Genomic DNA, 26432 nt, shown 5'->3' on the forward strand with positions numbered 1-26432 from the left:
TTCCCGAGTGAGCGAGGTCGAAAGTGTGTCCGGCAGTCACCGCGCTACGGTTTTGCAATTCATTTTGCAACACGCCGCTCCCGGCTCCATCGCCGCGCCCGGGCAGGGCTTGCGCGCCTCTCCGGATACATCTGTCTCATCCCTTTCTCCCGCATCCCGCGCGCGCGTTCGGCTTAAGCGCGCGTCCTTCGCCCCCAGCTTGAACCGCGCGCGAGCCGTCCTGCCCGGCGGCCTGCGCGCGGCGACTCCACGAACCGGCCCGCCCCGACGGCCGTTCCCGCCCGAACCGCTTCTTTATCTACGTTGACTCCCATGACGAAAGTACTGCGTTTCACCGATCTGATCGCCGAAGGCAAAGTCTCCGGCAAGCGTGTGTTCATCCGCGCGGATCTCAACGTGCCGCAAGACGATAACGGCAACATCACCGAAGATACGCGCGTGCGCGCCTCGGTCCCGGCGATCAAGGCCGCTCTCGACGCGGGCGCGGCCGTGATGGTCACGTCGCACCTCGGCCGTCCGACCGAAGGCCAGTTCAAGCCGGAAGACTCGCTCGCGCCGGTCGCGAAGCGTCTGTCGGAGCTGCTCGGCCGCGACGTGCCGCTCGTCGCCGACTGGGTCGACGGCGTTCAGGTCCAGCCGGGCAACGTCGTGCTGTTGGAAAACTGCCGCTGCAACAAGGGCGAGAAGAAGAACGACGACGGCCTCGCGCAGAAGATGGCGAAGCTCTGCGACGTCTACGTCAACGATGCGTTCGGCACCGCGCACCGCGCCGAAGCCACGACGCACGGCATCGCGAAGTACGCACCTGTCGCGTGCGCGGGACCGCTCTTGGCCGCTGAACTCGATGCGCTCGGCAAGGCGCTCGGCAACCCGAAGCGTCCGCTCGTCGCGATCGTCGCGGGCTCGAAGGTGTCGACCAAGCTCACCATTCTCAAGTCGCTCGCCGAGAAGGTCGATCAGCTGATCGTCGGCGGCGGCATCGCCAACACGTTCATGCTCGCGTCGGGCCTGAAGATCGGCAAGTCGCTCGCCGAAGCCGATCTCGTCGGCGAGGCGAAGGAAATCATCGAACAGGCGCGCACGCGCGGCGCATCGGTGCCGATTCCGAGCGATGTCGTCACCGCGAAGGAATTCGCCGCGACCGCGAAGGCGGAAACGAAGCCCGTCGCCGACGTCGCCGACGACGACCTCATCCTCGATATCGGCCCGGACACCGCGAAGGCGCTCGCCGCGCAACTGGAAACGGCCGGCACGATCGTCTGGAACGGGCCCGTCGGCGTGTTCGAATTCGACCAGTTCGGCAACGGCACCAAGACGCTCGCGCAGGCCATCGCGAATTCGTCGGCGTTCTCCATCGCCGGCGGCGGCGACACGCTCGCGGCCATCGCGAAGTACGACATCGCCGACAAGGTGAGCTATATCTCGACCGGCGGCGGCGCGTTCCTGGAATTCCTCGAAGGCAAGAAGCTGCCCGCGGTCGAAGTGCTCGAATCCCGCGCCGGGGCTTGAGGCGTTGGCCGCCCGAAACAATCCGGCGAAAGCAGGAAAGAAGGGCGCGCCAGCCGGCGGCGCGCAAACCGAAGAAATGGAAAGCGGCGCCGCGCTCGACGCGGCCGCCGAAGCAGCGCGGGTGATCGCGGAAGCGGCTCAACCCGATCAGACGGCGCCCGAAGACGAATCGGTGATTCCGGAAACGCCTCCGGTCATCATCGGCGGCGTGCCCGCCCATGCCCTGAATGAAATCGACAAAGCGACGCCGGCACGAACCGGCGCGCGCGCGCAACCGGTGAGCAACACCTCACTGCAAGCGCAACGTGCTCGCGGCCTCAACACGGGCGTTCCTACAGAGACGAGGAAAGACATGCATCGCGCTACCAAGATTGTTGCCACCATCGGCCCGGCTTCAACGAGCCCGGACGTCCTGCTGCAAATGCTGCAGGCGGGCCTCGACGTTGTTCGCTTCAACTTCTCGCACGGCACCGCCGACGATCACCGCCAGCGCGCCGAAATCGTCCGCGAGGCGGCGCGTCAGGTGGGCCGGGAAGTCGCGATCATGGCGGACCTGCAGGGCCCGAAGATCCGCGTCGGCAAGTTCGAGAACAACAAGACGATGCTCGTCGCGGGCAATCCGTTCATCCTCGATGCGAACTGCACGCTCGGCAACAACGAGCGCGTCGGGCTCGACTACAAGGATCTGCCGCGCGACCTGCGCGCGGGCGACGTGCTCCTGCTCAACGACGGCCTCATCGTGCTCGACGTGGTGCGCGTCATCGGCGAAGAGATTCACACGACGGTGAAGGTCGGCGGCGAGCTCTCGAACAACAAGGGCATCAACCGTCAGGGCGGCGGTCTCACCGCGCCCGCGCTGACCGAGAAAGACATGGAGGACATCAAGACGGCGATGTCGCTCGGCGCGGATTTCGTCGCGGTGTCGTTCCCGAAGAACGCGACCGACATGGAAATGGCGCGTCAGCTCGCGAACATCGCGGGCGCGCCGTACGGCATCAAGCCGAAGATGATCGCGAAGATCGAGCGCGCCGAAGCCATTCCGGCGCTGCAAGGCATTCTCGACGCATCGGACGGCATCATGGTCGCGCGCGGCGATCTCGCGGTCGAAGTCGGCAACGCGGCGGTTCCGGCGCTGCAAAAGCGCATGATCCGCATGGCGCGCGAGTCGAACAAGCTCGTGATCACCGCCACGCAGATGATGGAATCGATGATCCACGCGCCCGTGCCGACGCGCGCCGAAGTCTCCGACGTGGCGAACGCCGTGCTCGACGGCACCGACGCCGTGATGCTTTCCGCCGAAACCGCGGCCGGCAAGTATCCGGTGACGACGATCGAAACGATGGCCGCCATCTGTATCGAAGCGGAGAAGTCGGAAGAATCGCAGCTCGATCGCGATTTCCTCGACCGCACGTTCACGCGCATCGACCAGTCGATCGCGATGGGCGCGCTCTTCACCGCGTTCCATCTCGGCGCGAAGGCCGTCGTCGCGTTGACGGAATCCGGCTCGACCGCGCTGTGGATGTCGCGTCACTGGACGCACGTGCCGATCTTCGCGCTGACGCCGCGCGTGTCGAGCGAACGGACGATGTCCCTGTACCGCAACGTGACGCCGCTGCACGTCGACACCAACATGGACCGCGACACGGCGCTGAATCAGGCGCTGGAAGCGGTCGTGTCGAAGGGTTACGCGGCGCGCGGCGATATGGTCGTGCTGACGGTCGGCGAACCGATGGGCCAGGCAGGCGGCACGAACACGCTCAAGATCGTGCGCGTGGGCGATCACTTCTAAGCGTTTTTGAGAACGCTGCGCGGTCAAACGCCGCGCGATTTGTCGCAAGTCCGGAGCGAGCGCGGTCCCAGCAGCCGCGCTCGTTTCGTCAAGCGCGCAGGACGATGAAGCCGAAAACCGCCCGAGAGCGAGTTCGCGCGCTGAAGAATTCGTTTCACTTATGGAGTCTCACCACAATGCCTCTCGTATCAATGCGTCAACTGCTGGATCACGCTGCGGAAAACGGTTACGGTCTCCCGGCGTTCAACGTCAACAATCTGGAACAAGTGCAGGCGATCATGTCGGCGGCGAACGAAGTCAACGCGCCCGTCATCATGCAGGCGTCCGCTGGCGCGCGTAAGTACGCGGGCGAAGCGTTCCTGCGTCATCTGATCGAAGCGGCGGTCGAGTCGTATCCGCATATTCCGGTCGTGATGCATCAGGATCACGGTCAGTCGCCCGCGGTGTGCATGGCCGCGATCCGCTCGGGCTTCACCAGCGTCATGATGGACGGCTCGCTCGAAGCCGACGGCAAGACGGTCGCTTCCTACGAGTACAACGTCGCGGTGTCGAAGCAGGTCGTGGAGTTCTCGCATTCGATCGGCGTCACGGTCGAAGCCGAACTGGGCGTGCTCGGCTCGCTCGAAACGATGAAGGGCGACAAGGAAGACGGCCACGGCGCCGAAGGCACGATGACGCGCGAGCAGCTTCTGACCGACGTCGAGCAGGCCGCCGATTTCGTCAAGCAGACGCAATGCGATGCTTTGGCGATCGCGATCGGTACGTCGCACGGCGCGTACAAGTTCTCGAAGAAGCCGACGGGCGATATCCTCGCCATCGACCGCATCCGAGAAATTCACCAGCGCATTCCGAACACGCACCTCGTGATGCACGGTTCGTCGTCGGTACCGCAGGAATTGCTGGCCGAAATCCGCGAATTCGGCGGCGACATGAAGGAAACCTATGGCGTGCCGGTCGAGGAGATTCAGGAAGGCATCAAGCACGGCGTTCGCAAGGTGAACATCGACACCGATCTGCGCCTCGCGATCACCGGCGCGATCCGCCGCTATCTGTTCGAAAATCCGTCGAAGTTCGATCCGCGCGATTATCTGAAGCCCGCGCGCGAAGCGGCGAAGGAAATCTGCCGCCAGCGCTATATGCAGTTCGGCTGCGAGGGCATGGCCGGCAAGATCAAGCCGGTTTCGCTCGACAAGATCGCCGAAAAGTACAAGTCCGGCGCGCTGGCTCAGATCGTGAAATGAGACTGATCTGAATCAGCCGGGTTTTGTAAAGTAAAATCAACGGGTTCCGGGTTCGGAACCCGTTCGTCTTTCTCCTCGCCGCTTCCCACGTCGAAGCGGCGAATCACTTTTTTCCGGTACATGACGATGTCCACGCTATACGAATCCACGATCAAATCGCTGCCGCTGCTCGGCCGCGGCAAGGTCCGCGACAACTACGCCGTCGGCGACGACAAGCTCCTTATCGTGACGACCGACCGGCTTTCCGCATTCGACGTCGTCATGGGCGAGCCGATTCCGAACAAGGGCCGCGTGCTCAACACGATGGCCGATTTCTGGTTCGAGAAGCTCGGCCACATCGTGCCGAACCACAACACGGGCATCGATCCGGCGACGGTCGTCGCGGCGGACGAAGCCGAGCAGGTGAAGGGCCGCGCGGTCGTCGTGAAGCGCCTGGAGCCGATTCTCGTCGAAGCCGTGGTGCGCGGTTATCTCGCGGGCAGCGGCTGGAAGGACTATCAGGCGACGGGCGCGGTGTGCGGCGTCGAACTGCCGCCGGGCCTGCAGAACGCGCAGAAGCTGCCCGAGCCGATTTTCACGCCTGCGGCCAAGGCCGAAATGGGCCATCACGACGAAAACATCACCTACGATGAGATGGAACGCCGCATCGGCACGGAGCTTTCCGCGACGATCAAGCGCATTTCCATCCAGTTGTACAAGGAAGCGGCCGAGTACGCGGCGACGCGCGGCATCATCATCGCGGATACGAAGTTCGAATTTGGCCTCGACAACAAGGGCGATCTCTATCTGATGGACGAAGTGCTGACCGCCGATTCGTCGCGCTTCTGGCCCGCCGATGGCTATCAGGTGGGCACGAATCCGCCGTCGTTCGACAAGCAGTTCGTGCGCGACTGGCTCGAAACGCAGCCGTGGAAGAAGGAACCGCCCGCGCCCAAGCTGCCCGACGACGTGATCGCGAAGACGTCGGAGAAGTATCAGGAAGCGCTCCAGCGTTTGACCGGCAAGACGCTCGACTGAGTAAGAAAGATGACGAACGAAGTACACAAGAACGAAGCGCCGCTCGTCGGCGTGTTGATGGGCTCCAGTTCCGACTGGGACGTGATGAAGCATGCCGTCGCGATGCTGCAGGAATTCGGCGTGCCGTACGAGGCACAGGTCGTCTCGGCGCACCGGATGCCGGACGAGATGTTCGCCTATGCGGAAAGCGCGCGCGAGCGCGGCCTGCGCGCGATCATCGCGGGCGCGGGCGGCGCGGCGCATCTGCCGGGCATGCTGGCCGCGAAAACCACGGTGCCGGTGCTCGGGGTGCCGGTGGCGAGCAAGTATCTGAAGGGCGTCGATTCGCTGCATTCGATCGTGCAGATGCCCAAGGGCGTGCCGGTCGCGACGTTCGCCATCGGCGAGGCGGGCGCGGCGAACGCGGCGCTCTTCGCGGTATCGATATTGAGCGTCACCGATGCGAAATTCGCCGATGCGCTCGCCGCTTTTCGCGTGAAGCAGAATCAGGCGGCGCGGGACATGACGCTGCCGCCGCTGTGATCCCACTTCGCAATCTGGCCCAACGATGAATCCACAAAACTCCCCGATCTCTCCCATCCTGCCGGGCGCATGGCTCGGCATGGTCGGCGGCGGCCAGCTCGGCCGCATGTTCTGCTTCGCCGCGCAATCGATGGGCTATCGCGTCGCCGTTCTCGATCCGGATGAGACGAGCCCCGCTGGCGCCGTCGCGGATCGCCATATCCGCGCCGCCTACGACGACCGCGCCGCGCTCACGGAACTCGGCCGACTGTGCGCGGCAGTATCGACGGAATTCGAGAACGTGCCGTCCGCCAGCCTCGAATTTCTCGCGTCGTGCACGTTCGTGAGCCCGGCGGCGAGTTGCGTGGCGATCGCGCAGGATCGCGTCGCGGAGAAACGCTTCATCGCGGAATCGGGCGTGCCGGTCGCGCCGCATGTCGTGATCGAATCGACGGAAGCGCTCGCCGCGCTGCCCGACGAGAAGATCGCGGCCGTGCTGCCGGGCATTCTCAAGACCGCGCGTCTCGGCTATGACGGCAAGGGGCAGGTCAGCGTGCGCAACGTCGCGGAATTGCGCAACGCGCATGCGTCGCTGTCGGGCGTGCCGTGCGTGCTGGAAAAGCGCATGCCGCTGAAGTACGAAGTGTCCGTGCTGATCGCGCGCGGCGGCGACGGCAAATCGGCCGTGTTTCCGCTCGCGCAGAACGTGCATGTGAACGGCATTCTCGCGAGGACGGTCGTGCCCGCGCCCGATGCGCCCGATGCGCTCGTCGCGCAGGCGCAGGACGCCGCGCTGACGATCGCCGCGAAGCTCGGTTACGTCGGCGTGCTGTGCGTCGAATTCTTCGTGCTGGAAGACGGCTCGCTCATCGCCAACGAAATGGCGCCGCGCCCGCACAATTCCGGCCACTACACCGTCGATGCCTGCGCCACGAGTCAATTCGAGCAGCAGGTGCGCGCGATGACCGGCATGCCGCTCGGCGACACGCGCCAGCATTCGCCGGCCGCGATGCTGAATCTGCTCGGCGATATCTGGTTCGATGGCGACAAGGCGCGTTCGCCCGCGTGGGCGGAAGTCGCCGCGATGCCGGCGGCGCGGCTGCATCTGTACGGCAAGGAAGAGGCGCGCCGGGGCCGCAAGATGGGCCACATCAACTTCACGGCGGCGACGCTCGAGGAAGCGCGCACGGCGGCGCGTGACTGCGCGCGCATGCTGCATATCCCGCTCGATTGAGTTTTTTCGTAGTAGAAGCAATGACCATCATCTATCCGAGCGCCGCGCAGATCGACGAAGCCGCGGCCCTGCTCGATGCCGGCGAACTCGTCGCGTTTCCGACCGAGACGGTCTACGGGCTTGGCGGCGACGCCGAGAATCCCGAGGCCATCGCGCGCATCTATGCGGCGAAAGGGCGGCCGGCGAATCATCCGGTGATCGTGCATCTCGCGCCCGAGGCTGATCCGGGCTATTGGGTGCGCGAGTTGCCCGCCGATGCGCAGAAGCTCATCGATGCGTTCTGGCCCGGTCCTTTGACGCTGATTCTCAAGCGCGCCGCGCATATTCCGGCGGCGGTCAGCGGCGGACAGGATTCGGTGGGCGTGCGGTGCCCGTCGCATCCGGTGGCGCAGCAATTGTTGTCGGCGTTTCATCGGCGGCGAATGGGGACGGGCAAGCAGGGCGGCGTCGCGGGGCCGTCGGCGAACCGTTTCGGGCATGTGAGTCCGACGACCGCGCAGCACGTTCGCGACGAGTTCGGCGATGCCGTGCATGTGCTCGATGGCGGCGCGGCGGATGTCGGCATCGAATCGACGATTCTGGATTTGTCGCGGGGCTTTCCGGCGCTGCTGCGGCCGGGGCATGTGAGTCCGCGGCAGATCGCGGATGTCATCGGGATCGCGCCGAAGCTGCCGGATGGATCGGATGCGACCGCGCCGCGTGCTTCCGGGACGCTGAAGGCGCATTACGCGCCGCGCACGCCGCTTTTGCTGCTGCCGTTCGCGTCGATCGAGCCGTTGCTTCGTAATCGTGACGGGAAGATTGCGCTGGTGGCGCGGGCGTCGAGCGCGGGGGAATGGGCGCGGGCTGCCGATGTTCACTTCGTGGCGGCGCCTGAGGATCCGCAGACTTACGCGCGTGATCTTTATGGCTTGCTGCGGGCGCTGGATCGGGCCAATGTCGAGCGGATTCTGATCGAGAAGCTGCCGGAGACGGTGGAGTGGATTGCTGTCAACGATCGGCTTGGCAGGGCTGCGGCGGCGTTCGAGGCGGAAGAGTGATTACTGGACTTTGCGCCTGTTTGTGAAAGATGGGTTTGGGGGATTTTGCTTTCCGGTCAGGAAGTTATGATGCAGGGGTTCCTCCGCGTGCGCGGAGATAGACCCGGGCAGGACGCGCAAGGCGCGGCGATCAATCAGGTTCCTCCGCGTGCGCGGAGATAGACCCAGCGCCGAGTGGCTGAAGGAAGTGAAGAACCGGATTCCTCCGCGTGCGCGGAGATAGACCCTTGTCCGCCGGAATGTTTCCGATCGCCTGCGTGGTTCCTCCGCGTGCGCGGAGATAGACCCATGAATATCGCGTGACCTGCGTGGTACCTGCAGATTCCTCCGCGTGCGCGGAGATAGACCCTCAAGATCGCGGCTGAAGTGGCCGGTTCGGGGGATTCCTCCGCGTGCGCGGAGATAGACCGTACTAGAACGTCAAACTGGACCGTATCGACGAATTCCTCCGCCCCGCGGAGCCTTTCTCACCGCAACAAAAAAAACCGCTCGGGCGATCCCTCGCCCGAGCGGTTTTTCCATCCTAAAACCCCAACCCTTACTTCCCCAACCCCGTCGCCGCAATCGTCTGCTCCGCGGCCTGCGCGTACAGCGCGTGCAGATGCGTCGTCGGATGCACGGTATCGGCGTACATGTACGTCTGATCCGCGCCCGCGACCGTCAATGTTTCCGGCGAGCAGAACAGCGACGTCGCGAAATCCTGCGGATTCGGCTCGCCGTACTTCTGCGCGGCCGCGGCCATCGCCTTCAGGTTGCACGCCGTGCCCGTATTCGACACCGTGAAGCCCAACTGCTGATAGTTCGCGGTGATCTGCGCCAGCTTCGGCGGCGTATCGAGGTAGATGACTTTCGACTTGATGTTGAGCGCCTGCAACGTCTGATCGAGCGCAGTATTGAACCCGATCGAAGCGCTCGAAAGACCGGCGCGCGTGACCGCGTCGCTCATCGTGCCCTGCGGCGTCGTGCCGATATCCGGCACGTTCGATACCAGCACATGCGTCGCGCCGTGCTGCAGGATCGTCGCGACGATTCCGCCGAGTTGCTTGGCCGCCGTGATGATCGCAGTGGATGCATCGGCCTGCGAGATCGCGCCGGCCTTAACCAACTGCAAGTTGTAAAGGACGTCGTTCGCGCCGCCATTCACGATGACGAGCTGATTCGCGTTGAAACTGCCGTGCGCCGCAAGGTAGTTCTGCACTTGCGTCGCGACCGGCACGGTCAACGCGCCCGCGTAGCTGTCCGGATCGGTGGCGTGACCGATGCCCATGGGATTCGTCACGCGCGCGCCGCCTTGCGCATAGCCGAGTCCCGACTGATTCGTCGGCGCAACCCCAAACCCCCCCGTCATCGCCGGCGTCAGCGTATCGCCGTAATACTGCGCGACGTTCTGCACCCACACCTGACCCGGATTCGTCGTGAACCGTCCGCCGCCGAAGTTCGCGGCCGCGACAGGCGCATACGTGCCGACATCGGAAAGGCTGTCGCCGAACGACACCACTTGCAGCTTCACGCCGCCCGCGGGCGTCGAATTGTTGTCATCGCCGCCGCCGCCGCACGCGGCGATCAGGGCGAAGGCCGCGCTGGCCGTCGCGACTTGGGCAAAGCGCACCAGTGCGGCGCGCGTCGAGCGTTGCTTCTTCATGACCTCGTCTCCCTTCTTACCTGTTTTCTAGTTCGATTACGGCGTCAGACCGTGTCGCGGTCTTCATGCCGCTAGCTGCGAGTTTAAGCGATGCCGCGCGCCATCCTGGCGCGCGCGCAGCTTACGGCCGAGCGCCGTGCCCGACAGCGTACACGCGGCGCGCGTCTTTCCGAACGCGACTTCGTAGAAGAAATCTTCGGTGTTTGCAGACGCCCGTGCCCGCTCAATCCGCCACGCCCGGCCGACGCGCGCCTTCGTAGACCCATTCGAGCAGCGCATCGTGCGCGGCGCGCGCGGCCTCGGCGCGCGGATCGTTGATGAAACTCACGACCACATAGCTCTCGCCGTTCGCCGCGCCGACATAGCCCGCGATCGCGCGCACGTCGCGCAGCGTGCCGGTCTTGATGTGCGCGTTGCCGAGCGCGCCCGCGTTCGTTAGACGGTTGCGCATGGTGCCGTCGACGCCCGCGATCGGCAGCGATTCGACGAACACCTGCGCGACCGGACTCGCGTTCGCGGCCATCAGCAGATCGGCGAGCGAGATCGCGGAAATATGCTCGTCGCGCGAAAGGCCGGAGCCGTTGTCGAGCACGAGACCGTTCATCGGCAGGGCGCTGCGTTTCAGGAACGCCTGGATCGCCGTCGCCGATTTCGCCGTCGTCGCGGGCGGCTTCAGTTGCGCCGCGCCGATCGTCAGGAACAGGTTGCGCGCCATCACGTTGTTGCTGAACTTGTTGATGTCGCGCACGACATCCGACAGCACCGGACTGCGATGCGTGCCGACGAGGCGCGCATTCGACGGCGTCGGGCCTTCGCGCGTCGTGCCTGCGAACGTGCCGCCCGCCTGCTTCCAGAGCGCGAGGAAACCGCCCGCGAAGAAGGTCGAATGATCGAGCGCCGCGACGTTGATCGTGCGCGAGCCGCAACGCAGCGGATAGTCGCCGACGAACGACGCCTGCACGAAGCCGCCCTGCGTCTGCGCGACGCTCGGCGACGCCGCCGAAAGCGAGCCGACGCACGCGCCGCGCGTCACGCGCAGTTCGTTGTCGATCTGAAGTTGCGCGAGTTGCGGCAATACGTCGATGGATACTTGTCCGTCGGCGTTGGGCGTCAGCGTGAAGGACAGCGATTTGAACGCGTAAAGCAGCGGATCGGGGCCGACGTTGTAGGGCGCGCTGTCGTCGTTGTCGAACGCGGGCAGATCGCGCGTCGACGCGTCGAAGTAGCGCTTGTCGAGCACGAGCGCGCCGTCGATGCCCGTGATGCCGTTCTTGCGAATCTGATCGACGAGATCGATCAGCTCTTCCGGCACGAGCTTCGGATCGCCCGTACCCTGAATGTACAGATTGCCGTGCAGCACGCCTTGCGCATCGAGCTGGCCGTCGGCGTACGCGGTCGTCTTCCAGCGATAGTCCGGGCCGAGCATCGAAAGGCCCGAGAAGGTCGTGACGAGCTTCATCGTCGATGCGGGCAGCATCGGCTCGTTCGCGTTCACCGAGACGAGCGGCAGCGGCGCGCCGACACGCTGCACGACGACGCTCATCGACGACAGCGGCACATGCGCGTGCGCGAGCGCCGTCATCACCGATGCGGGCAGCGGGCCGGCCGGCACGACCGCTTTCGCCGCGCGCTCGGCTTTCGCGCGCTTCGACTTCGCCCCGCCGATGGCCGCGCGCTGCGGCGCGTGACCTTGCGCATCGGCCTTCGAGCCGCCGCCGCGCGCATCGGCATCCGGCATATGGCCGAGGGCCGCGCAGGCGAACGCTGCGGCGAGAGCGTACGAAGACAATCGGCGAGAGAAGGAACGGAAAACGGGCGGCATGGACGAGCGTTGTTCTTGGCTGGATGACGAGCGGCGGCGCGTGGCCGGGCGGGGTCGCGCCGCGAGGAAGCGGCTATTGTAGACAAGCTGGCTTGCGGAAATCGTACGGGTAAAAAATCATCGCACGACGCGCTTCGGGTGCGGCATGCGGTTGTCCTCCGATGCTGGACGATCGGCGCCGTTAAGTCCCGTTTAAGCCCCGCGCGGATACAATGACTCGCGGCCCCCGGCTGCCCCACGTAACCATCAACAGACATGTGCCATGCGAATCCTGCTTGTCGAAGATGACCGGATGATCGCCGAAGGCGTGCGCCGTGCGCTGCGCGCGGACGGCTTCGCAGTCGACTGGGTCCAGGACGGCGAGGCCGCGCTCACGGCGGTCGCGGGCGAGTCCTACGATCTGATGCTGCTCGATCTCGGCCTGCCCAAGCGCGACGGCCTCGACGTATTGAAGACCCTGCGCGCGCGTTCGAACTCGCTGCCGGTGCTGATCGTGACGGCGCGCGACGCCATCGCGGATCGCGTCAAAGGACTCGACGCCGGCGCGGACGATTACCTCGTCAAACCTTTCGATCTCGACGAACTCGGCGCGCGCATGCGTGCGCTGATCCGCCGTCATGCGGGGCGCGGCGAATCGCTCGTTCGGCACGGTGAACTGACGCTCGATCCGGTCGGTCATCAGGTGACGCTCGCGGGCAATCCCGTGTCGCTGTCGGCACGCGAATTCGCGCTGCTCGAAGCGCTGATGGCGCGGCCCGGCGCAGTGCTGTCGAAGAGCCAGCTCGAAGAAAAGATCTACGGCTGGGGCGAGGAAATCGGCAGCAATACGGTCGAGGTGTACATCCATTCGCTGCGCAAAAAGCTCGGCGCCGATCTCATCCGCAACGTGCGCGGCCTCGGCTACATGGTCGCGAAGGACGCCTGATGCGGTCGATCCGCCGGCAATTGCTGATCTGGCTGCTTGCGCTCGTGATCGTCGGCGTGGGCTTCGCGGGCTGGCTCATTTACCGGCAGGCGCTCGCCGAAGCCAACGAACTCTTCGACTATCAGCTTCAGCAGATCGCGGCCGCGCTGCCGTCCGAGCCGTTTTCTTCGGTGCTCAGTTCGCGTAGCGAAAGCGACGAAGGCGTCGTCATCCAGATCTGGAATCGCAACGGCGCGCTGATGTACTTCTCGCATCCGCGCGTGCCGCTCGCGCCGCATGCCGAACTCGGCTTCTCCACGGAGATGACGCCGCGCGGCGAATGGCGCGTGTACAGCGCGATCGTCGGCGATAACGTCGTGCAGCTCGCGCAGCCGCTGTCGATCAGAAATCGCGTCGCGGCGGGCGTCGCGTGGCGCACGCTGTGGCCGCTCGTGCTGCTGCTGCCGCTGCTCGGGCTCGCGATCTGGGTGATCGTCGGGCTCGGGCTCGCGCCTTTGCAACGCGTCACGCGCGCGCTCGACACGCGTCATCCGGAAGCGCTCGATCCGCTGCCGGATCGGCCGCTGCCGCAGGAAGTGCGGCCGGTCGTGCGTGCGCTGAATGCGCTGCTGTCGCGCTTGTCGGCGGCGCTCGACACGCAAAAGGCCTTCGTCGCCGATGCCGCGCACGAGCTTCGGACGCCGCTCGCCGCAGTGCAGATTCAGGCGCAGCTCGTCGCGCGCGCGCAGGATGACGAAACGCGTCGCGAGGCGCTCAGGGATCTGCACGAAGGCATCGCGCGCGCGACGCGGCTTGCGGAGCAACTGCTGGCGCTCGCCCGCTCGGAACCGGATGGCAAGGCGGCGTTCGCATCGGTCGATCTCGCCGCGCTGCTCGAATCATGCGTGCGCGGCTCGGTGCTGGTGGCGCAGCAACGCGGCGTCGATCTCGGCATCGAGGAGAGCGAACCGGCGGCAGTGAACGGCGATCCCGATTCGCTGCGCGTGATGTTCAACAATCTCATCGACAACGCGACGAAGTACACGCCTCGCGGCGGCCGCGTGGACGTGTGCCTTCGTCTCGCCGATGGCCGTCCCGTCGTCGAAATCTCCGATACCGGGCCGGGCATTCCTCAAGAAGAGCGAGAAAGGGTGTTCGACCGGTTCTATCGCGTGGGCGAAGGGGCGAATCGCGCGCGCACGGATGTGTCCGGCAGCGGCCTCGGGCTCGCGATCGTGAAGCGGATCGCGCAGCAGCATGGCGCGACGGTGACGCTGGCGGAGTCGAGCGCGGGCGGTCTCAAGGTGGCCGTAACGTTCTGATGCGCGTGGCCGCCGCGCCGAAGCAAGCCGCTCTTTCTCCTCTTTTAAGAGCGGTTTAAGCGACGCCCCGTAACCTTGCTCCATCGATAAAGCGCGCTCCGTGAGAGCGCATCCCTCGTCAGGAGCACACACGATGAAAGCGAAGATTCTTACCCGCAGCGCCGTCGCGGCTGCCGTTGCCGTCGCCTTGTCGGCGGGTTACGTGGCGGGTCATAACAACGTTCCTGCACCGCAAGTCATCGCGCCCGCGCAAGCCGCCGCGATGATGCCCGCCGAAGCCGCGGCCAAGACGGGCATCCCCGATTTCTCCGGTCTCGTGGAAACGTATGGCCCGGCCGTCGTCAACATCAGCGCGAAGCACGTCGTCAAGCAGACGTCCGCGCGCAGCGGCCAGAATCAGTTGCCGATGGACCCCGACGATCCCTTCTATCAGTTCTTCAAGCGCTTCGGCGGCATGCCCGGCTTCGGCGGCGGCGATGGCGGCCCGCGCGCGGATCGTCCGAGCGAAGGCCTCGGCTCCGGCTTCATCGTCAGCAGCGACGGCTACATCCTCACCAACGCGCACGTCGTCGATAACGCGAACGTCGTCACCGTGAAGCTCACGGACAAGCGCGAATACCGCGCGAAGGTCATCGGCGCGGACAAGCAGTCGGACGTCGCCGTGCTGAAGATCGACGCGAAGAGCCTGCCGACGGTGAAGATCGGCGATCCGAACGGCAGCAAGGTCGGCCAGTGGGTCGTCGCGATCGGCTCGCCGTACGGGTTCGACAACACGGTGACGTCGGGCATCATCAGCGCGAAGTCGCGCGCGCTGCCCAACGAGAACTACACGCCGTTCATCCAGACCGACGTGCCGGTGAATCCGGGCAACTCCGGCGGGCCGCTTTTCAATCTGCAAGGCGAAGTGATCGGCATCAATTCGATGATCTATTCGCAGACGGGCGGCTTCCAGGGCCTTTCGTTCGCGATCCCGATCAATGAGGCGATCAAGGTCAAGGACGCGCTCATCAAGACGGGTCACGTCGATCGCGGCCGTCTCGGCGTGACGGTGCAGGGCATGAATCAGACGCTCGCGAATTCCTTCGGCATGAAGTCGCCGCAAGGCGCGCTCGTGAGCTCGGTCGAGCCGGGCGGGCCGGCCGCGAAGGCGGGTCTGCAACCGGGCGACGTCATCACGGCGCTCAACGGCGAGCCGGTCACGGATTCGACCTCGCTGCCGTCGCAGGTCGCGGGTCTCGCGCCGGGCACGTCCGCGAAGGTCACGGTGTGGCGCGACAAGAGTGCGAAGGATCTCAGCGTGACCATCGGCGCGTTGAAGGACACGAAGACCGCGAGCGCGAAGACCGGCGGCGGTGACGAATCGTCGGCGCAGGATGCGCGCCTCGGCGTCGCGGTGCGTCCGCTTACGCCGGAAGAAAGGCAGAACGATTCGCTCTCGCGCGGCCTGCTCGTGCAGCAGGCGGGCGGCGCGGCAGCGAACGCGGGCATTCAGCCGGGCGACGTGATTCTCGCCGTCAACGGCCAGCCGGTGACGTCCGTGCAACAGTTGAAGTCGATGGTTCAGCACGCGGGCGACAGCATCGCGCTCCTGATCCAGCGCGACGACGCGCAGATCTTCGTGCCTGTCGATCTCGGCTGACGCAGCGCATCGGGCCGCGACGCGGGCACGAAGCATGCTCCCGGGTTCCCTGGTGCCCCATCGCGTGAAACCGACGCATCGGGCGTGACGCCGCCGGCGCTTTCGAGCGCGGCGGCATCGGAAAAAGGAGCTGAAAACATGACGAGCAGAACCACGGGCAGGCTGGCGGCCGCGCTTCTCGTTGCGGCGGCGAGCGCGAGCATGGCGGGCAGCGCCTGGGCGCAGCAGGCGAGCGGCGCCTCGGGCGGCACGGCGACCGATTTGTCGAGCGCCGGCAACACCAACGGCGGCGGCCTGCCGCAGATCGAGCAGCAAGGCGACGTTTCGTATACGTCGGGCGGCGTCGGCCTCGACGAGTCGCGCGCATTGTTGCGCGAACAGGCGCACTGGCCGCTATCGCTGCGCTTCACGGGTCCGACTTCCGATTACCTTTCGGGCGTGCATGTGCGCGTCGTCGGCGGCAAGGGCGGCGAGGTGCTGTCCACGGAATCGATGGGACCGTACATGCTCGTCAAGCTGCCGCCCGGCAACTATACGGTCTACGCGAAGTACAAGGATCAGGAGAAAAAGCAGGCCGTGACGGTCGCGGGGCCGGGCAAGGCCAAGGCGGCATTCCACTGGAACATTCAGTAAGCGCGGGCGTCGAAAGGGAAACGCCCGGGCCGTCGAAAGCGCTCACGCAGGATCGGAAGTTTGTCTCATAATTAAGCCACGGGTGTCTCGATGACTCGTGGCTTTTTCTTTGGAAGCCGGTTCTTACGCGGAGGGGCAGCACGATGGGCACGGAACTGAACGTCGGGCACGAAACGGCGCATCACATCGAGATCACGCTGAACGGCCGGCGCTGCCGCGTGATCCATCAGGGCGTGACCTACGCCGATACGCACGCATCCCTCACGCTCGTCGAGCAGGGCGCGGAGAAAGTGCACTACTTCCCGCGCGCCGACGTGAACATGGCGCGCCTCGAACGCTCGATTCACACCACGCACTGCCCGACGAAGGGCCAGGCGACGCACTATCATCTGCTGACCGAAGACGGCCCGGTCGAGAACGCCGCGTGGAGCTACGAAGCGCCGCTCGACGCCGCCGCGAAAATCAAGGGCTATCTCGCGTTCTACGGTTCGCGCGTCGATCGCATCGACGAGACTTCCTAGGCGCGCATCCGAACAGACACCTTACATCCGCTCCGCCATAACGAACGCATGCGATCCTTGTCCCGGAGGCTCGAATGGAAGTCACCGATGCGCTGTGCGTTCCGCTCGATTGCGCGCACGTCCGCGAGGCGCTCTCCGATCTCGCGTTGCTGCGCGCGAGCCTCGACAATTGCGAATCGTTCACGCGCACGCCCAACGGCGAGTATGTCCTCACGCTGATCGTGCCGCTCGGCGCGCTGCGGGCGCGCTACGAAATTCGCGCGCACGCCGCCGGGCGCACGCGACAGGCGGCGCATGAAGAAGGGGAAAGCGACGCGTCGCACGACGGCGCGTACGCGCGCACGCTGAGCTTCAAGGCGCGCGGCGAAGGCGTCGGCTCATTGCGCGGGCAGATCGCGGTCGCGCTCAATCCCGATGACGACGGCGCCGCGACGTGGATCGAATACACCGTCTGGGCGACGGTCTCGGGACCGCTCGCCGGCTTGCCCGCGCGTCAGATCGAAAACGCGCTTCGTGAAGGCGCCGACGATTTCTTCGCCGAGTTCTGCGAAGTGGTGCGTGCGAAGCACGGCTTGCCGTCGATGCGCGCGGCAGGCGCAAGCGCCGAGCGCCGGCATGTGTTCTTGCGGCCGGGCGCGATGTCGGCGGCGTTCTCGCGTCGCTCGGGCGCGATGCGCGGGCATTCCGCCGACGCCCACGCGAGCGGCGTGCTGCGGCATCGGCTGCACGGACACGGATTCGTGCACAACGACCGCGATCATTCCCACGATCCGCATCCGCTCGGCCTGCCGATATGGGCGTGGGCGGCGATGCTCGTGTGCATCGCGCTGTTCGCGTATTTCGCGCAGCACATCGGTTCGCAATAGACGGCGCGAATCAGGCGCTCGCGGGCATCAGCAGCGACGGGCTGCAGCGCAATGCGTCGAAGCATGCGTCGATGAGCGCTTCGGCGTCGCGTTCCGGATGAACGATGTCGGGCAGCATCAGCGAATCGTGCAGGATGCCCGTGAAGAGACAGTGGAGCATGGTCATCGCGCGGCGCGTGTCGAGCGTCGCCGGAAGCTGCTTCTTTTCGACGGCGTTGCGCAGCGCGCGCTCGATGCGCTCCATGCCGTCGCGCATGTTGTTCTGATGCCGCTCGCGCACCGGCCCCATTTCCTCGACGAATTCGCATTTCATGAAGAGGATGTCGAAGACGCGGCGCCGCTGCTCGTCGGTCGTGATGTTGCGCATGCACCAGACGAAGAGTTCATGCAAACGCGCGAGCGGGTCTTCCTCCTTGCCGTCCAGCGTGGATTCCACGAGTTCGTCGAGCGGCAAAAGGCTGCGGTCGAACATCGCGTTGAAGAGATCGCCCTTGTTGGCGAAATGCCAGTAGATCGCGCCGCGCGTGACGCCCGCCGCCTGCGCGATGTCCGCGAGCGTCGTGCGCGATACCCCTTTCTCGTAGAAGACGCGCTCGGCCGCGTCGAGTACGCGGTTGCGCGTCAACTGCGCTTCTTCCTTGGTTCGTCTGACCATATCCTGCGGCCGGTGGCCGTCTGCTCCTGCTACTGCCGTTTGAAAGCCGCTCTGTGGACGACTCTGTCGAAGGTTCGTCGAACGTAATCGATTCCCCGGAGCGGTTTCTTCTCATCGCCAATGGGGAGAAACACGTACGGTTTTTTACATTCATTCGTGAATGTATATACAATACCACCCGTTTACGAATATTCACAAATTCATCCGGCGGGCGGATTTCGCATAAGCTTGCGTTTCCATTGCCCGTTCTGGCCGTCCTGTGGCCACGGGCGACGCCTCCGAGCGTCGCGCACGGGTATGAGGCGTCACGCGCAGGCTGGCGTCGCCGCTCACTCGCCGGACAAGTTGGTGTATTCACAGCGTCCCGAAGGACGCTCGTGCGCGGCGTTGCCCGGGGAAGGCCGCCGCGTGCCCAAACTTCACTCTCAGTCTTAGACAGAGGTCGCTCCATGCGCGTCGAACGGGTTCCACTCCGCTTAATCACCGCCGCGACGGCTGCCGTGTTCCTGGCAGCGTGCGGGCAAAAACAATCAGCGCCTCCGCCGCAAACGCCCGAAGTGGGTATCGTCACCGTGCAGCCGACGAGCGTGCCGGTCATCGTCGATTTGCCGGGCCGCACCAACGCCTATCTGGTCGCGCAAGTGCGCGCACGGGTCGATGGCATCGTGCTGCGCCGCGAGTTCACTGAAGGCTCCGAGGTCAAGGCCGGTCAGCGTCTCTACAAGATCGATCCGGCGCCGTACATCGCCGCGCTGAACAACGCCAAGGCGACGCTCGCGAAGGCGCAGGCGAACGTCGCGTCGCAGAATGCGCTCGTCGCGCGCTACAAGATCCTCGTCGCGGCCAATGCCGTGTCGAAGCAGGATTACGACAACGCCGTCGCGGCGCAAGGCCAGGCCGTCGCGGATGTCGCCGCGGGCAAAGCATCGGTCGATACCGCGCAGATCAACTTGGGCTACACCGACGTCGTCTCGCCGATCACCGGCCGCACCGGTCTCTCGCAGGTCACGCCGGGCGCCTACGTTCAGGCGAGCGCCGCGACGCTGCTCACGACCGTGCAGCAGCTCGATCCGATCTACGTCGATCTGACGCAATCGAGCGTCGAAGGCTTGCGCCTGCGCCGTCAGATTCAGGAAGGCCGTCTGCAGACCGAAGGCATCCACGCCGCGAAGGTCACGCTCCAGCTCGAAGACGGCCGCACGTACACCGAGCAGGGCAAGCTGCAGTTCTCCGACGTGAGCGTCGACCAGAGCACCGGTTCGGTGACGGTGCGCGCGATCTTCCAGAACAAGGACCGCGTGCTTCTGCCGGGCATGTTCGTGCGCGCGCGGATTCAGGAAGGCACGAACGACCACGCGCTCGTCGTGCCGCAGATCGGCGTCACGCATGACCAGAAGGGCACGCCGACCGCGCTCGTCGTCAACAAGGACAACAAGGTGGAACTGCGCCAGCTCGTCACGGGCAGCACGTTCGGCAACAACTGGGTGGTCGACAGCGGCCTGAACCCGGGCGACCGCGTGATCGTGAACGGCGTGGAGAAGGCGAAGCCCGGCATGCAGGTGAAGCCGGTCGACGCGAAATTCCCGTATCCCGTAGCCGGCGCATCGGATGCGCAGGCGGCATCGGCGCCGGCCGGTGCCAGCGGCGCGAGCGCTGCCAGCGGTCCGCAAGCCGCATCGGCCGCCTCCGCTGCATCGGGCGCGCAATAAAAGGGAGCCTGTTACATGGCAAAGTTTTTTATCGATCGACCGATCTTCGCGTGGGTGATCGCGATCATCCTGATGCTGGCGGGGATGGCGTCGATCTTCACGCTGCCGGTCGCGCAGTATCCGACGATCGCGCCGCCCGCGATCCAGATCAGCGCGACGTATCCGGGCGCATCCGCGAGCACCGTCGAAAACACGGTGACGCAGGTGATCGAGCAGCAGATGACCGGCCTCGACCACTTGCTGTACCTGTCGTCGACGTCCGATGACTCGGGCACGGCCACCGTCACGCTGACGTTCGCGGCGGGCACGAACCCGGACATCGCGCAGGTGCAGGTGCAGAACAAGCTGCAGCTCGCGACGCCGCTGCTTCCGCAAGTCGTGCAGCAGTTGGGCACGAAGGTCACGAAGTCGAGTTCGAGCTTCCTGCTCGTGCTCGCGTTCGTGTCCGAAGACGGCAGCATGAGCAAGTACGACCTCGCGAACTACGTGGCGTCGAACGTGGCGGATCCGCTCTCGCGTATCGACGGCGTCGGTACGACGACGCTGTTCGGCTCGCAGTACGCGATGCGCGTCTGGCTCGATGCGACCAAGCTCACGAACTTCGCGCTCACGCCTGTCGACGTGAAGAACGCGATCACGAACCAGAACGTGCAGGTGGCGGCGGGTGCGCTCGGCGGCACGCCGGCGGTGCCGGGGCAGATGCTCCAGGCGACCATCACGGAAGCGACGCTGCTGCGCACGCCCGAGCAGTTCGGCAACATCCTGCTGAAAGTGAATCAGGACGGCTCGCGCGTGTTGCTGAAGGATGTCGCGCGGATCGAGCTCGGCGGCGAAAACTACAACTTCGATACGAAGTACAACGGACAGCCGACTGCCGGCTTCGGTATCCAGCTCGCGACGGGCGCGAACGCGCTCCAGACCGCGAAACTGGTCCGCCAGAAGATCGACGATCTGTCGAAATACTTCCCGCATGGACTGGTGGTGAAGTATCCGTATGACACGACGCCGTTCGTGCGACTGTCGATCGAGGAAGTGGTCAAGACGCTGATCGAAGGCATCGTGCTCGTGTTCCTCGTGATGTATCTGTTCCTGCAGAACCTGCGGGCGACGATCATCCCGACGATCGCGGTGCCGGTCGTTCTGCTCGGCACGTTCGCGATCATGTCGGCGGTGGGCTTCTCGATCAACGTGCTGTCGATGTTCGGCCTCGTGCTCGCGATCGGCCTGCTCGTCGACGATGCGATCGTGGTCGTGGAGAACGTCGAGCGGGTGATGTCGGAGGAGCATTTATCGCCGCGCGAAGCGACCCGCAAGGCGATGGGGCAGATCACCGGCGCGCTGGTCGGCGTGGCGCTCGTGCTGTCGGCGGTGTTCGTGCCGGTGGCCTTCTCCGGCGGCTCGGTCGGCGCGATCTACCGTCAGTTCTCGCTGACGATCGTCGCGGCGATGGTGCTGTCCGTCATGGTCGCGCTGATTCTCACGCCGGCGCTGTGCGCGACGATCCTGAAGCCGCATCCGGAAGGGCACGAGCCCGAGAAGAAGGGCTTCTTCGGCTGGTTCAACCGCACGTTCAACAAGAGTCAGGAGAAGTATCACAGCGGCGTGCAGCACGTCATTCGCCGCTCGGGACGCTGGCTCATCATCTATATCGTCGTGATCGTCGCGGTGGGCATGCTGTTCCTGCGTCTGCCGAAGTCGTTCCTGCCCGATGAAGACCAGGGCACGATGTTCGTGCTCGTGAACGCGCCGTCCGGCTCCACGCAGGAGTACACCGCGCACGTTCTGAAGGACGTGCAGGACTATCTGCTGAAGGACGAGAAATCGATCGTCGAATCGGTCTTCACGGTGAACGGCTTCTCGTTCGCGGGCCGCGGCCAGAACTCCGGTCTCGTGTTCGTGCGGATGAAGGACTACGCGGAACGCCAGCACAGCGACCAGAAGGTGCAGGCGCTCGTCGGACGCATGTTCATGCACTTCGCGCCTTACAAAGACGCGATGATCTTCCCGGTCAATCCGCCTTCGATTCCGGAACTCGGCACGGCGGCGGGCTTCGACTTCGAGCTGCAGGATCGCGGCGGCCTCGGCCACGCGAAGCTGATGGAAGCGCGCAACATGCTGCTCGGCATGGCCGCGAAGGATCCGACGCTCGCACAGGTGCGTCCGAACGGCCTGAACGACACGCCGCAGTTCAAGGTGAATGTCGATCGCGAGAAGGCGAGCGCGCTCGGCATCGCCGTATCGGACATCGATCAGACATTCTCGATCGCGTGGGCGTCGCAGTACGTGAACAACTTCCTCGACGTCGACAACCGGATCAAGAAAGTCTACGTGCAGGGCGATGGTCCGTTCCGCATGAACCCGGACGACCTGAACAAGTGGTACGTGCGCAATGGCGCCGGAACGATGGTGCCGTTCGGCGCCTTCGCGACGGGCAACTGGACCTACGGTTCGCCGAAGCTCGAACGCTACAACGGCATCTCGGCGGTTGAAATCCAGGGCGCGGCGGCGGCGGGCAAGTCGACCGGCCAGGCGATGACCGCGATGGAAGCGATCGCGGCGAAGCTGCCGGCGGGCATCGGCTACGAATGGACGGGCCTTTCCTATCAGGAACGCCAGTCGGGTTCGCAGGCGCCGATTCTCTACGGCATCTCGATCCTCGTCGTGTTCCTGTGTCTCGCGGCGCTGTATGAAAGCTGGTCGATTCCGTTCTCGGTCATCATGGTCGTGCCGCTCGGCGTGCTCGGCGCGCTGCTCGCGGCGACGCTGCGCGGTCTGGAAAACGACGTGTTCTTCCAGGTCGGCCTGTTGACGACGGTGGGTCTGTCGGCGAAGAACGCGATTCTGATCGTGGAATTCGCGCGCGAGTTGCGGATTCAGGGCATGTCGACGGTCGAAGCGGCGATGGAAGCGGCGCGCCTGCGGTTGCGCCCGATCCTGATGACCTCGCTCGCGTTCATTCTCGGCGTGATGCCGCTCGCGATCAGTAACGGCGCGGGCTCGGCGAGCCAGCACGCGATCGGCACCGGCGTGATCGGCGGCATGTTGACCGCGACCTTCCTCGCCATCTTCATGATTCCGATGTTCTTCGTCGTTATCAGCAAGTTCAGCAAGAGCAAGGACGTGCCGGCGCCGGGTTCGTCGGGCGACATCGAAGGCACGAACGGTAAGGAAGGACACTGAGATGCTTAAACATTCCTTGATCGCGGCCGCCGTGGCGGTATTCGCCGCGGGCTGCACGCTTCAGCCGAAGTACGAGCGTCCGCCCGAGCCCGTCACGCAGACGTTTCCGGAAGGCGGCGTGTACGCGCACCAGCCGGATGCGAGTTCGAGCGCGAGCAACGGCCGCACGGCGAACGGCCAGAGCGCGCCGGACATCGGCTGGCGCGATTTCTTCGCCGATGCGCGCCTGCAGAAGATCGTCGAGCTCGCGCTGAAGAACAATCGCGACCTGCGCGTCTCGGTGCTCAACGTCGATGCGGCGCGCGCGCAGTATCAGATCACGCGCGCGGGTCTGTTCCCGACGCTCGATGCGGCCGCGTCGCAGACGAAGCAGCGCACGCCGAAGAATCTGTCGTTCTTCGGTAACACGATCTCGAACGAGTATTCGGTCGGCCTGAATGCGTCGTGGGAAATCGACTTCTTCGGGCGCATCCGCAGCCTGAAGGATCAGGCGCTCGCGCAATATCTGTCGACGGCGGAATCGCGCAAGGCGGCGGAGATCTCGCTGGTGTCGTCGGTGGCGGACCAGTATCTGACGATGCTCGCCTACGACGATCAACTCGTCGTCACGCAGAACACGCTCAAGACGGCGCAGGAGTCGTTCCGCATCACCAAGCTGCAATACGAGAACGGCACCGGCACCGAACTCGATCTGCGTCAGTCCGAAGGCGTGGTCGAGGAAGCGCAGGCGAATCTGCAGACGCAGTCGCGTTTGCGCGCGCAGGCGGAAAACGCGCTCGTGCTGCTCGTCGGGGAGCCGTTGCCTGCGGATTTGCCGGCCGGCATGCCGCTCGATACGCAGAATCTGCTCTCCGACATTCCCGCGGGTCTGCCGTCCGATCTGCTGACGCGCCGTCCCGATATCGCGGCGGCGGAGCAGTCGCTGCTCGCGGCCAACGCGAATATCGGCGCGGCGCGCGCGGCGTTCTTTCCGCGCGTCTCGCTGACGGGCAGCTTCGGCACGCTGTCGCCGACGCTCGGCGGCCTGTTCAAGCCGGGGTCGGCTGCGTGGTCGTTCGCGCCGCAGATCACGGTGCCGATCTTCGAGGGCGGCCAGAACAAGGCCAATCTCGATCTGGCGAACGTGCAGAAGCGCATCGAGATCGCCAACTACGAGAAGGCGATCCAGACCGCGTTCCGCGAAGTCGCGGACGGCCTCGCCGCGCGCGGCACCTTCGACGAGCAGATCAAGGCGCTCGAGCGCTTCGTCAATTCGCAGAGCCGGCGTCTGGAGCTGTCGGACCTGCGCTATCGCAATGGCGTGGACAGCTATCTGTCGGTGCTGACCGCGCAGACGGCGCTTTACGAAGCGCAGCAGCTGCTCATCACGGCGCGGCTGAATCGACTGACGAACCTCGTCGATCTGTATCAGTTCATGGGCGGCGGATGGATCGAGCGTTCCGGCGACGCGCCGCGTCCCGCCGATGCGCCCGTCGACTACGGCTCGCAAGGCGCGCCGCAAGCAGCCTCGGCGCCCGCGGCGAGCTGATTCGCCTAAAACCGTCGCACTCGAAGCCCGGCCGCGCGCCGGGCTTTTTTTCGCGCTTTCGAACTTGTTCCACATCGTTTTGCATCGATGTCTGGGTGATGCAACAGACTTGGCACATTGTTTCAGTTGCCATCAAAGATCCACACATCTGCCTACTCTTTAGTCTTCCTCACTGCGCGCGATAACTATAATCGGCTGCTTGCCGCAGTCGTGACGGCGCGATCCGTTCCATCGATCGTTCGAAAAAGTCGTTGACGAAGCTCGCCGCGAGCGTCGCATACATTCAGTTATCCCAAAAATATGGCCGCATTTCTTCCGAAAGCGGCCAGCCCCATCCAAGGCGCGCGGGCCGCACGAATGCCCCGGTCGCCGCGGTCAGCGACTTTCGCATCGCACGACAGCACATTGCGCGCGGCTCGCGGTCAACGCGAAGACGCGCGCCTTTCATTGTCAGTAACCTCAGAGGTCTCGCGTTCCATGCGTCTCATACGGATTCCATACCGCCTCATCGGTGTCACGACGGCCGCCTTGCTGGCAGCCGGTTGCGGAGAGAAGCATCCCGCGATGGCGCCGCACACGCCGGAAGTCGGCGTTGTCATCGTCGAGCCGGCCGCTGTGCCGGTCACGACAGAACTCTCGGGCCGCACGAGCGCCTTTCTCGATGCCCAGGTGCGCGCGCGCGTCGATGGCATCGTGCTGCGCCGCGAATTCACGGAAGGCAGCCTCGTCAAGGCCGGGCAACGCCTTTACAAGATCGATCCGGCGCCGTATATCGCGCAACTGAACAACGCGAAGGCGTCGTTCGCGAAGGCCCATGCGAATCTCGTCTCGACCGCGGCGCAGGCCGAGCGTTACAAGGTGCTCGTCGCGTCGAACGCGGTCAGCAAGCAGGACTACGACAACGCCGTGGCGGCGCAAGGCCAGGCCGAAGCCGATGTCGCGTCGGCCAAAGCCGCGATCGACACCGCGCAGATCAAGCTTGGCTATACCGACGTCACGTCGCCGGTCTCGGGTCAGGCCGGCATTTCCCAGGTCACGCCGGGCGCATACGTGCAGGCGGCGCAGGCGACGCTGATGGTCACCGTCCAGCAGCTCGACCCGATGTACGTCGATCTCACGCAATCGAGTCTCGACGGTCTCAAGCTGCGCCGTCAGATTCAGGAAGGGCGTCTTTCGACCAACGGCCCGAACGCGGCGAAGGTCACGCTGATCCTCGAAGACGGCCGTGAGTATCCGGAGCAGGGCAAGCTGCAATTCAGCGATGTGAGCGTCGATCCGTCGACCGGATCGGTGACGCTGCGCGCGATCTTCATGAACAAGGACCGGGTGCTGCTGCCGGGCATGTTCGTGCGCGCGCGCATCGAGCAAGGCGTGAATCCGAAGGCGCTCGTCGTGCCGGTGCAGGGCATCACGCACGATCAGAAAGGCACCGCGCTCGCGATGGTCGTCGGCAAGGACAACAAGGTCGCGATGCGCCCGCTCGTCACCTCCGGCACGCTCGGCCAGAGCTGGATCGTCGACAGCGGTCTGAACGCGGGCGATCGCGTGATCGTCGAGGGCATCGATCACGTGCGTCCGGGCATGGAAGTGAAGGCCGTGCCCGCGCGTCAGCCCGAAGCGAAAGCCGACGCTAAAGCCGAAGCGAAAGCCGACGCAACGGCCGCCTCCGGCGCGTAAGGA

At 65.0% G+C, this 26432-nt stretch carries 21 protein-coding genes and 1 CRISPR repeat array; of the genes, 17 read left to right on the forward strand and 4 right to left on the reverse strand.

The window, feature by feature from the left end:
• The first annotated feature begins 312 nt into the window (after positions 1 to 312).
• From NCT05_RS03585 to fba, 3 genes are all read left to right on the forward strand, one after another.
• Positions 313 to 1509 carry a phosphoglycerate kinase gene (locus NCT05_RS03585; protein ID WP_008351325.1) on the forward strand — a complete coding sequence of 399 codons (1197 nt, stop codon included), beginning with the start codon at positions 313 to 315 and terminating at the stop codon, positions 1507 to 1509.
• 352 nt (positions 1510 to 1861) lie between these two features.
• Positions 1862 to 3298: a pyruvate kinase gene (gene pyk, locus NCT05_RS03590; RefSeq protein ID WP_250501870.1), complete on the forward strand. Its 1437-nt coding sequence runs from the start codon at positions 1862 to 1864 to the stop codon at positions 3296 to 3298.
• Between the two features lie 176 nt (positions 3299 to 3474).
• Positions 3475 to 4539: a class II fructose-bisphosphate aldolase gene (gene fba, locus NCT05_RS03595; RefSeq protein ID WP_008351323.1), complete on the forward strand. Its 1065-nt coding sequence runs from the start codon at positions 3475 to 3477 to the stop codon at positions 4537 to 4539.
• Here fba and NCT05_RS03600 read toward each other — a convergent pair.
• Positions 4524 to 4673 carry a hypothetical protein gene (locus NCT05_RS03600; protein WP_160172878.1) on the reverse strand — a complete coding sequence of 50 codons (150 nt, stop codon included), beginning with the start codon at positions 4671 to 4673 and terminating at the stop codon, positions 4524 to 4526. The two genes, fba and NCT05_RS03600, sit on opposite strands and share 16 nt — an antisense overlap.
• Between NCT05_RS03600 and NCT05_RS03605 the strand changes: the two genes are divergently transcribed.
• The 4 genes from NCT05_RS03605 to NCT05_RS03620 are packed head-to-tail and all read left to right on the forward strand — an operon-like array spanning position 4666 to position 8331.
• Positions 4666 to 5556, forward strand: a complete 891-nt coding sequence (locus tag NCT05_RS03605; protein ID WP_034470824.1) for a phosphoribosylaminoimidazolesuccinocarboxamide synthase — start codon at positions 4666 to 4668, stop codon at positions 5554 to 5556. The genes NCT05_RS03600 and NCT05_RS03605 overlap by 8 nt on opposite strands.
• Before the next feature lie 9 nt (positions 5557 to 5565).
• Positions 5566 to 6078: a 5-(carboxyamino)imidazole ribonucleotide mutase gene (purE, locus tag NCT05_RS03610; RefSeq protein ID WP_008351321.1), complete on the forward strand. Its 513-nt coding sequence runs from the start codon at positions 5566 to 5568 to the stop codon at positions 6076 to 6078.
• Between the two features lie 25 nt (positions 6079 to 6103).
• The gene (locus tag NCT05_RS03615; protein ID WP_008351320.1) at positions 6104 to 7291 is read left to right on the forward strand and encodes a 5-(carboxyamino)imidazole ribonucleotide synthase; all 1188 of its coding nucleotides are present in this window, start codon (positions 6104 to 6106) and stop codon (positions 7289 to 7291) included.
• A gap of 20 nt (positions 7292 to 7311) precedes the next feature.
• Positions 7312 to 8331, forward strand: a complete 1020-nt coding sequence (locus NCT05_RS03620) for an L-threonylcarbamoyladenylate synthase (protein ID WP_034470722.1) — start codon at positions 7312 to 7314, stop codon at positions 8329 to 8331.
• A 78-nt stretch (positions 8332 to 8409) separates the two neighbouring features.
• Positions 8410 to 8741: direct repeats of the CRISPR family, unit length 27 nt; unit sequence TTCCTCCGCGTGCGCGGAGATAGACCC.
• A 128-nt stretch (positions 8742 to 8869) separates the two neighbouring features.
• On the opposite strand, the gene NCT05_RS03625 is transcribed toward NCT05_RS03620, so the two are convergent.
• Both NCT05_RS03625 and dacB read right to left on the reverse strand, forming a co-directional pair.
• Entirely contained in the window at positions 8870 to 9973 is a 1104-nt protein-coding gene (locus NCT05_RS03625; RefSeq protein ID WP_250501759.1) for an SGNH/GDSL hydrolase family protein, read from the reverse strand.
• Between the two features lie 223 nt (positions 9974 to 10196).
• Positions 10197 to 11795, reverse strand: a complete 1599-nt coding sequence (gene dacB / locus NCT05_RS03630) for a D-alanyl-D-alanine carboxypeptidase/D-alanyl-D-alanine endopeptidase (RefSeq protein ID WP_033536528.1) — start codon at positions 11793 to 11795, stop codon at positions 10197 to 10199.
• Between the two features lie 262 nt (positions 11796 to 12057).
• Between dacB and NCT05_RS03635 the strand changes: the two genes are divergently transcribed.
• The 6 genes from NCT05_RS03635 (at position 12058) to NCT05_RS03660 (ending at position 17680) form a co-directional block, all read left to right on the forward strand.
• Positions 12058 to 12720, forward strand: a complete 663-nt coding sequence (locus tag NCT05_RS03635) for a response regulator (RefSeq protein ID WP_008351316.1) — start codon at positions 12058 to 12060, stop codon at positions 12718 to 12720.
• A complete protein-coding gene (locus NCT05_RS03640; RefSeq protein WP_250501760.1) occupies positions 12720 to 14021 on the forward strand; it encodes an ATP-binding protein in 1302 nt (433 codons plus the stop codon). The genes NCT05_RS03635 and NCT05_RS03640 overlap by 1 nt, the downstream gene beginning before the upstream one ends.
• Positions 14022 to 14154: 133 nt before the next feature.
• Entirely contained in the window at positions 14155 to 15660 is a 1506-nt protein-coding gene (locus NCT05_RS03645) for a DegQ family serine endoprotease (RefSeq protein ID WP_008351314.1), read from the forward strand.
• A gap of 138 nt (positions 15661 to 15798) precedes the next feature.
• The gene (locus NCT05_RS03650; protein ID WP_008351312.1) at positions 15799 to 16293 is read left to right on the forward strand and encodes a hypothetical protein; all 495 of its coding nucleotides are present in this window, start codon (positions 15799 to 15801) and stop codon (positions 16291 to 16293) included.
• Positions 16294 to 16436: 143 nt separating this feature from the next.
• A complete protein-coding gene (locus tag NCT05_RS03655) occupies positions 16437 to 16814 on the forward strand; it encodes a DUF427 domain-containing protein (RefSeq protein WP_008351311.1) in 378 nt (125 codons plus the stop codon).
• A 74-nt stretch (positions 16815 to 16888) separates the two neighbouring features.
• The gene (locus tag NCT05_RS03660; RefSeq protein WP_250433807.1) at positions 16889 to 17680 is read left to right on the forward strand and encodes an SRPBCC family protein; all 792 of its coding nucleotides are present in this window, start codon (positions 16889 to 16891) and stop codon (positions 17678 to 17680) included.
• Between the two features lie 10 nt (positions 17681 to 17690).
• Here the strand turns inward: NCT05_RS03660 and NCT05_RS03665 are convergent, their stop codons facing one another.
• Positions 17691 to 18335, reverse strand: a complete 645-nt coding sequence (locus tag NCT05_RS03665) for a TetR family transcriptional regulator (protein ID WP_033536527.1) — start codon at positions 18333 to 18335, stop codon at positions 17691 to 17693.
• 449 nt (positions 18336 to 18784) lie between these two features.
• On the opposite strand from NCT05_RS03665, the gene NCT05_RS03670 reads away from it, so the two are divergent.
• From NCT05_RS03670 to NCT05_RS03685, 4 genes are all read left to right on the forward strand, one after another.
• Positions 18785 to 20044, forward strand: coding sequence for an efflux RND transporter periplasmic adaptor subunit (locus tag NCT05_RS03670; RefSeq protein ID WP_244807714.1), 1260 nt, complete (start codon positions 18785 to 18787; stop codon positions 20042 to 20044).
• Positions 20045 to 20059: 15 nt separating this feature from the next.
• Positions 20060 to 23224, forward strand: a complete 3165-nt coding sequence (locus tag NCT05_RS03675) for an efflux RND transporter permease subunit (protein WP_250433812.1) — start codon at positions 20060 to 20062, stop codon at positions 23222 to 23224.
• Position 23225: 1 nt separating this feature from the next.
• Positions 23226 to 24752: an efflux transporter outer membrane subunit gene (locus tag NCT05_RS03680; protein WP_008351304.1), complete on the forward strand. Its 1527-nt coding sequence runs from the start codon at positions 23226 to 23228 to the stop codon at positions 24750 to 24752.
• A 477-nt stretch (positions 24753 to 25229) separates the two neighbouring features.
• Positions 25230 to 26429: an efflux RND transporter periplasmic adaptor subunit gene (locus NCT05_RS03685; RefSeq protein ID WP_250481490.1), complete on the forward strand. Its 1200-nt coding sequence runs from the start codon at positions 25230 to 25232 to the stop codon at positions 26427 to 26429.
• Positions 26430 to 26432 lie beyond the last annotated feature (3 nt).

The sequence above is a fragment of the Caballeronia sp. AZ7_KS35 genome, from assembly GCF_023631045.1.
GTDB lineage: Bacteria > Pseudomonadota > Gammaproteobacteria > Burkholderiales > Burkholderiaceae > Caballeronia > Caballeronia zhejiangensis.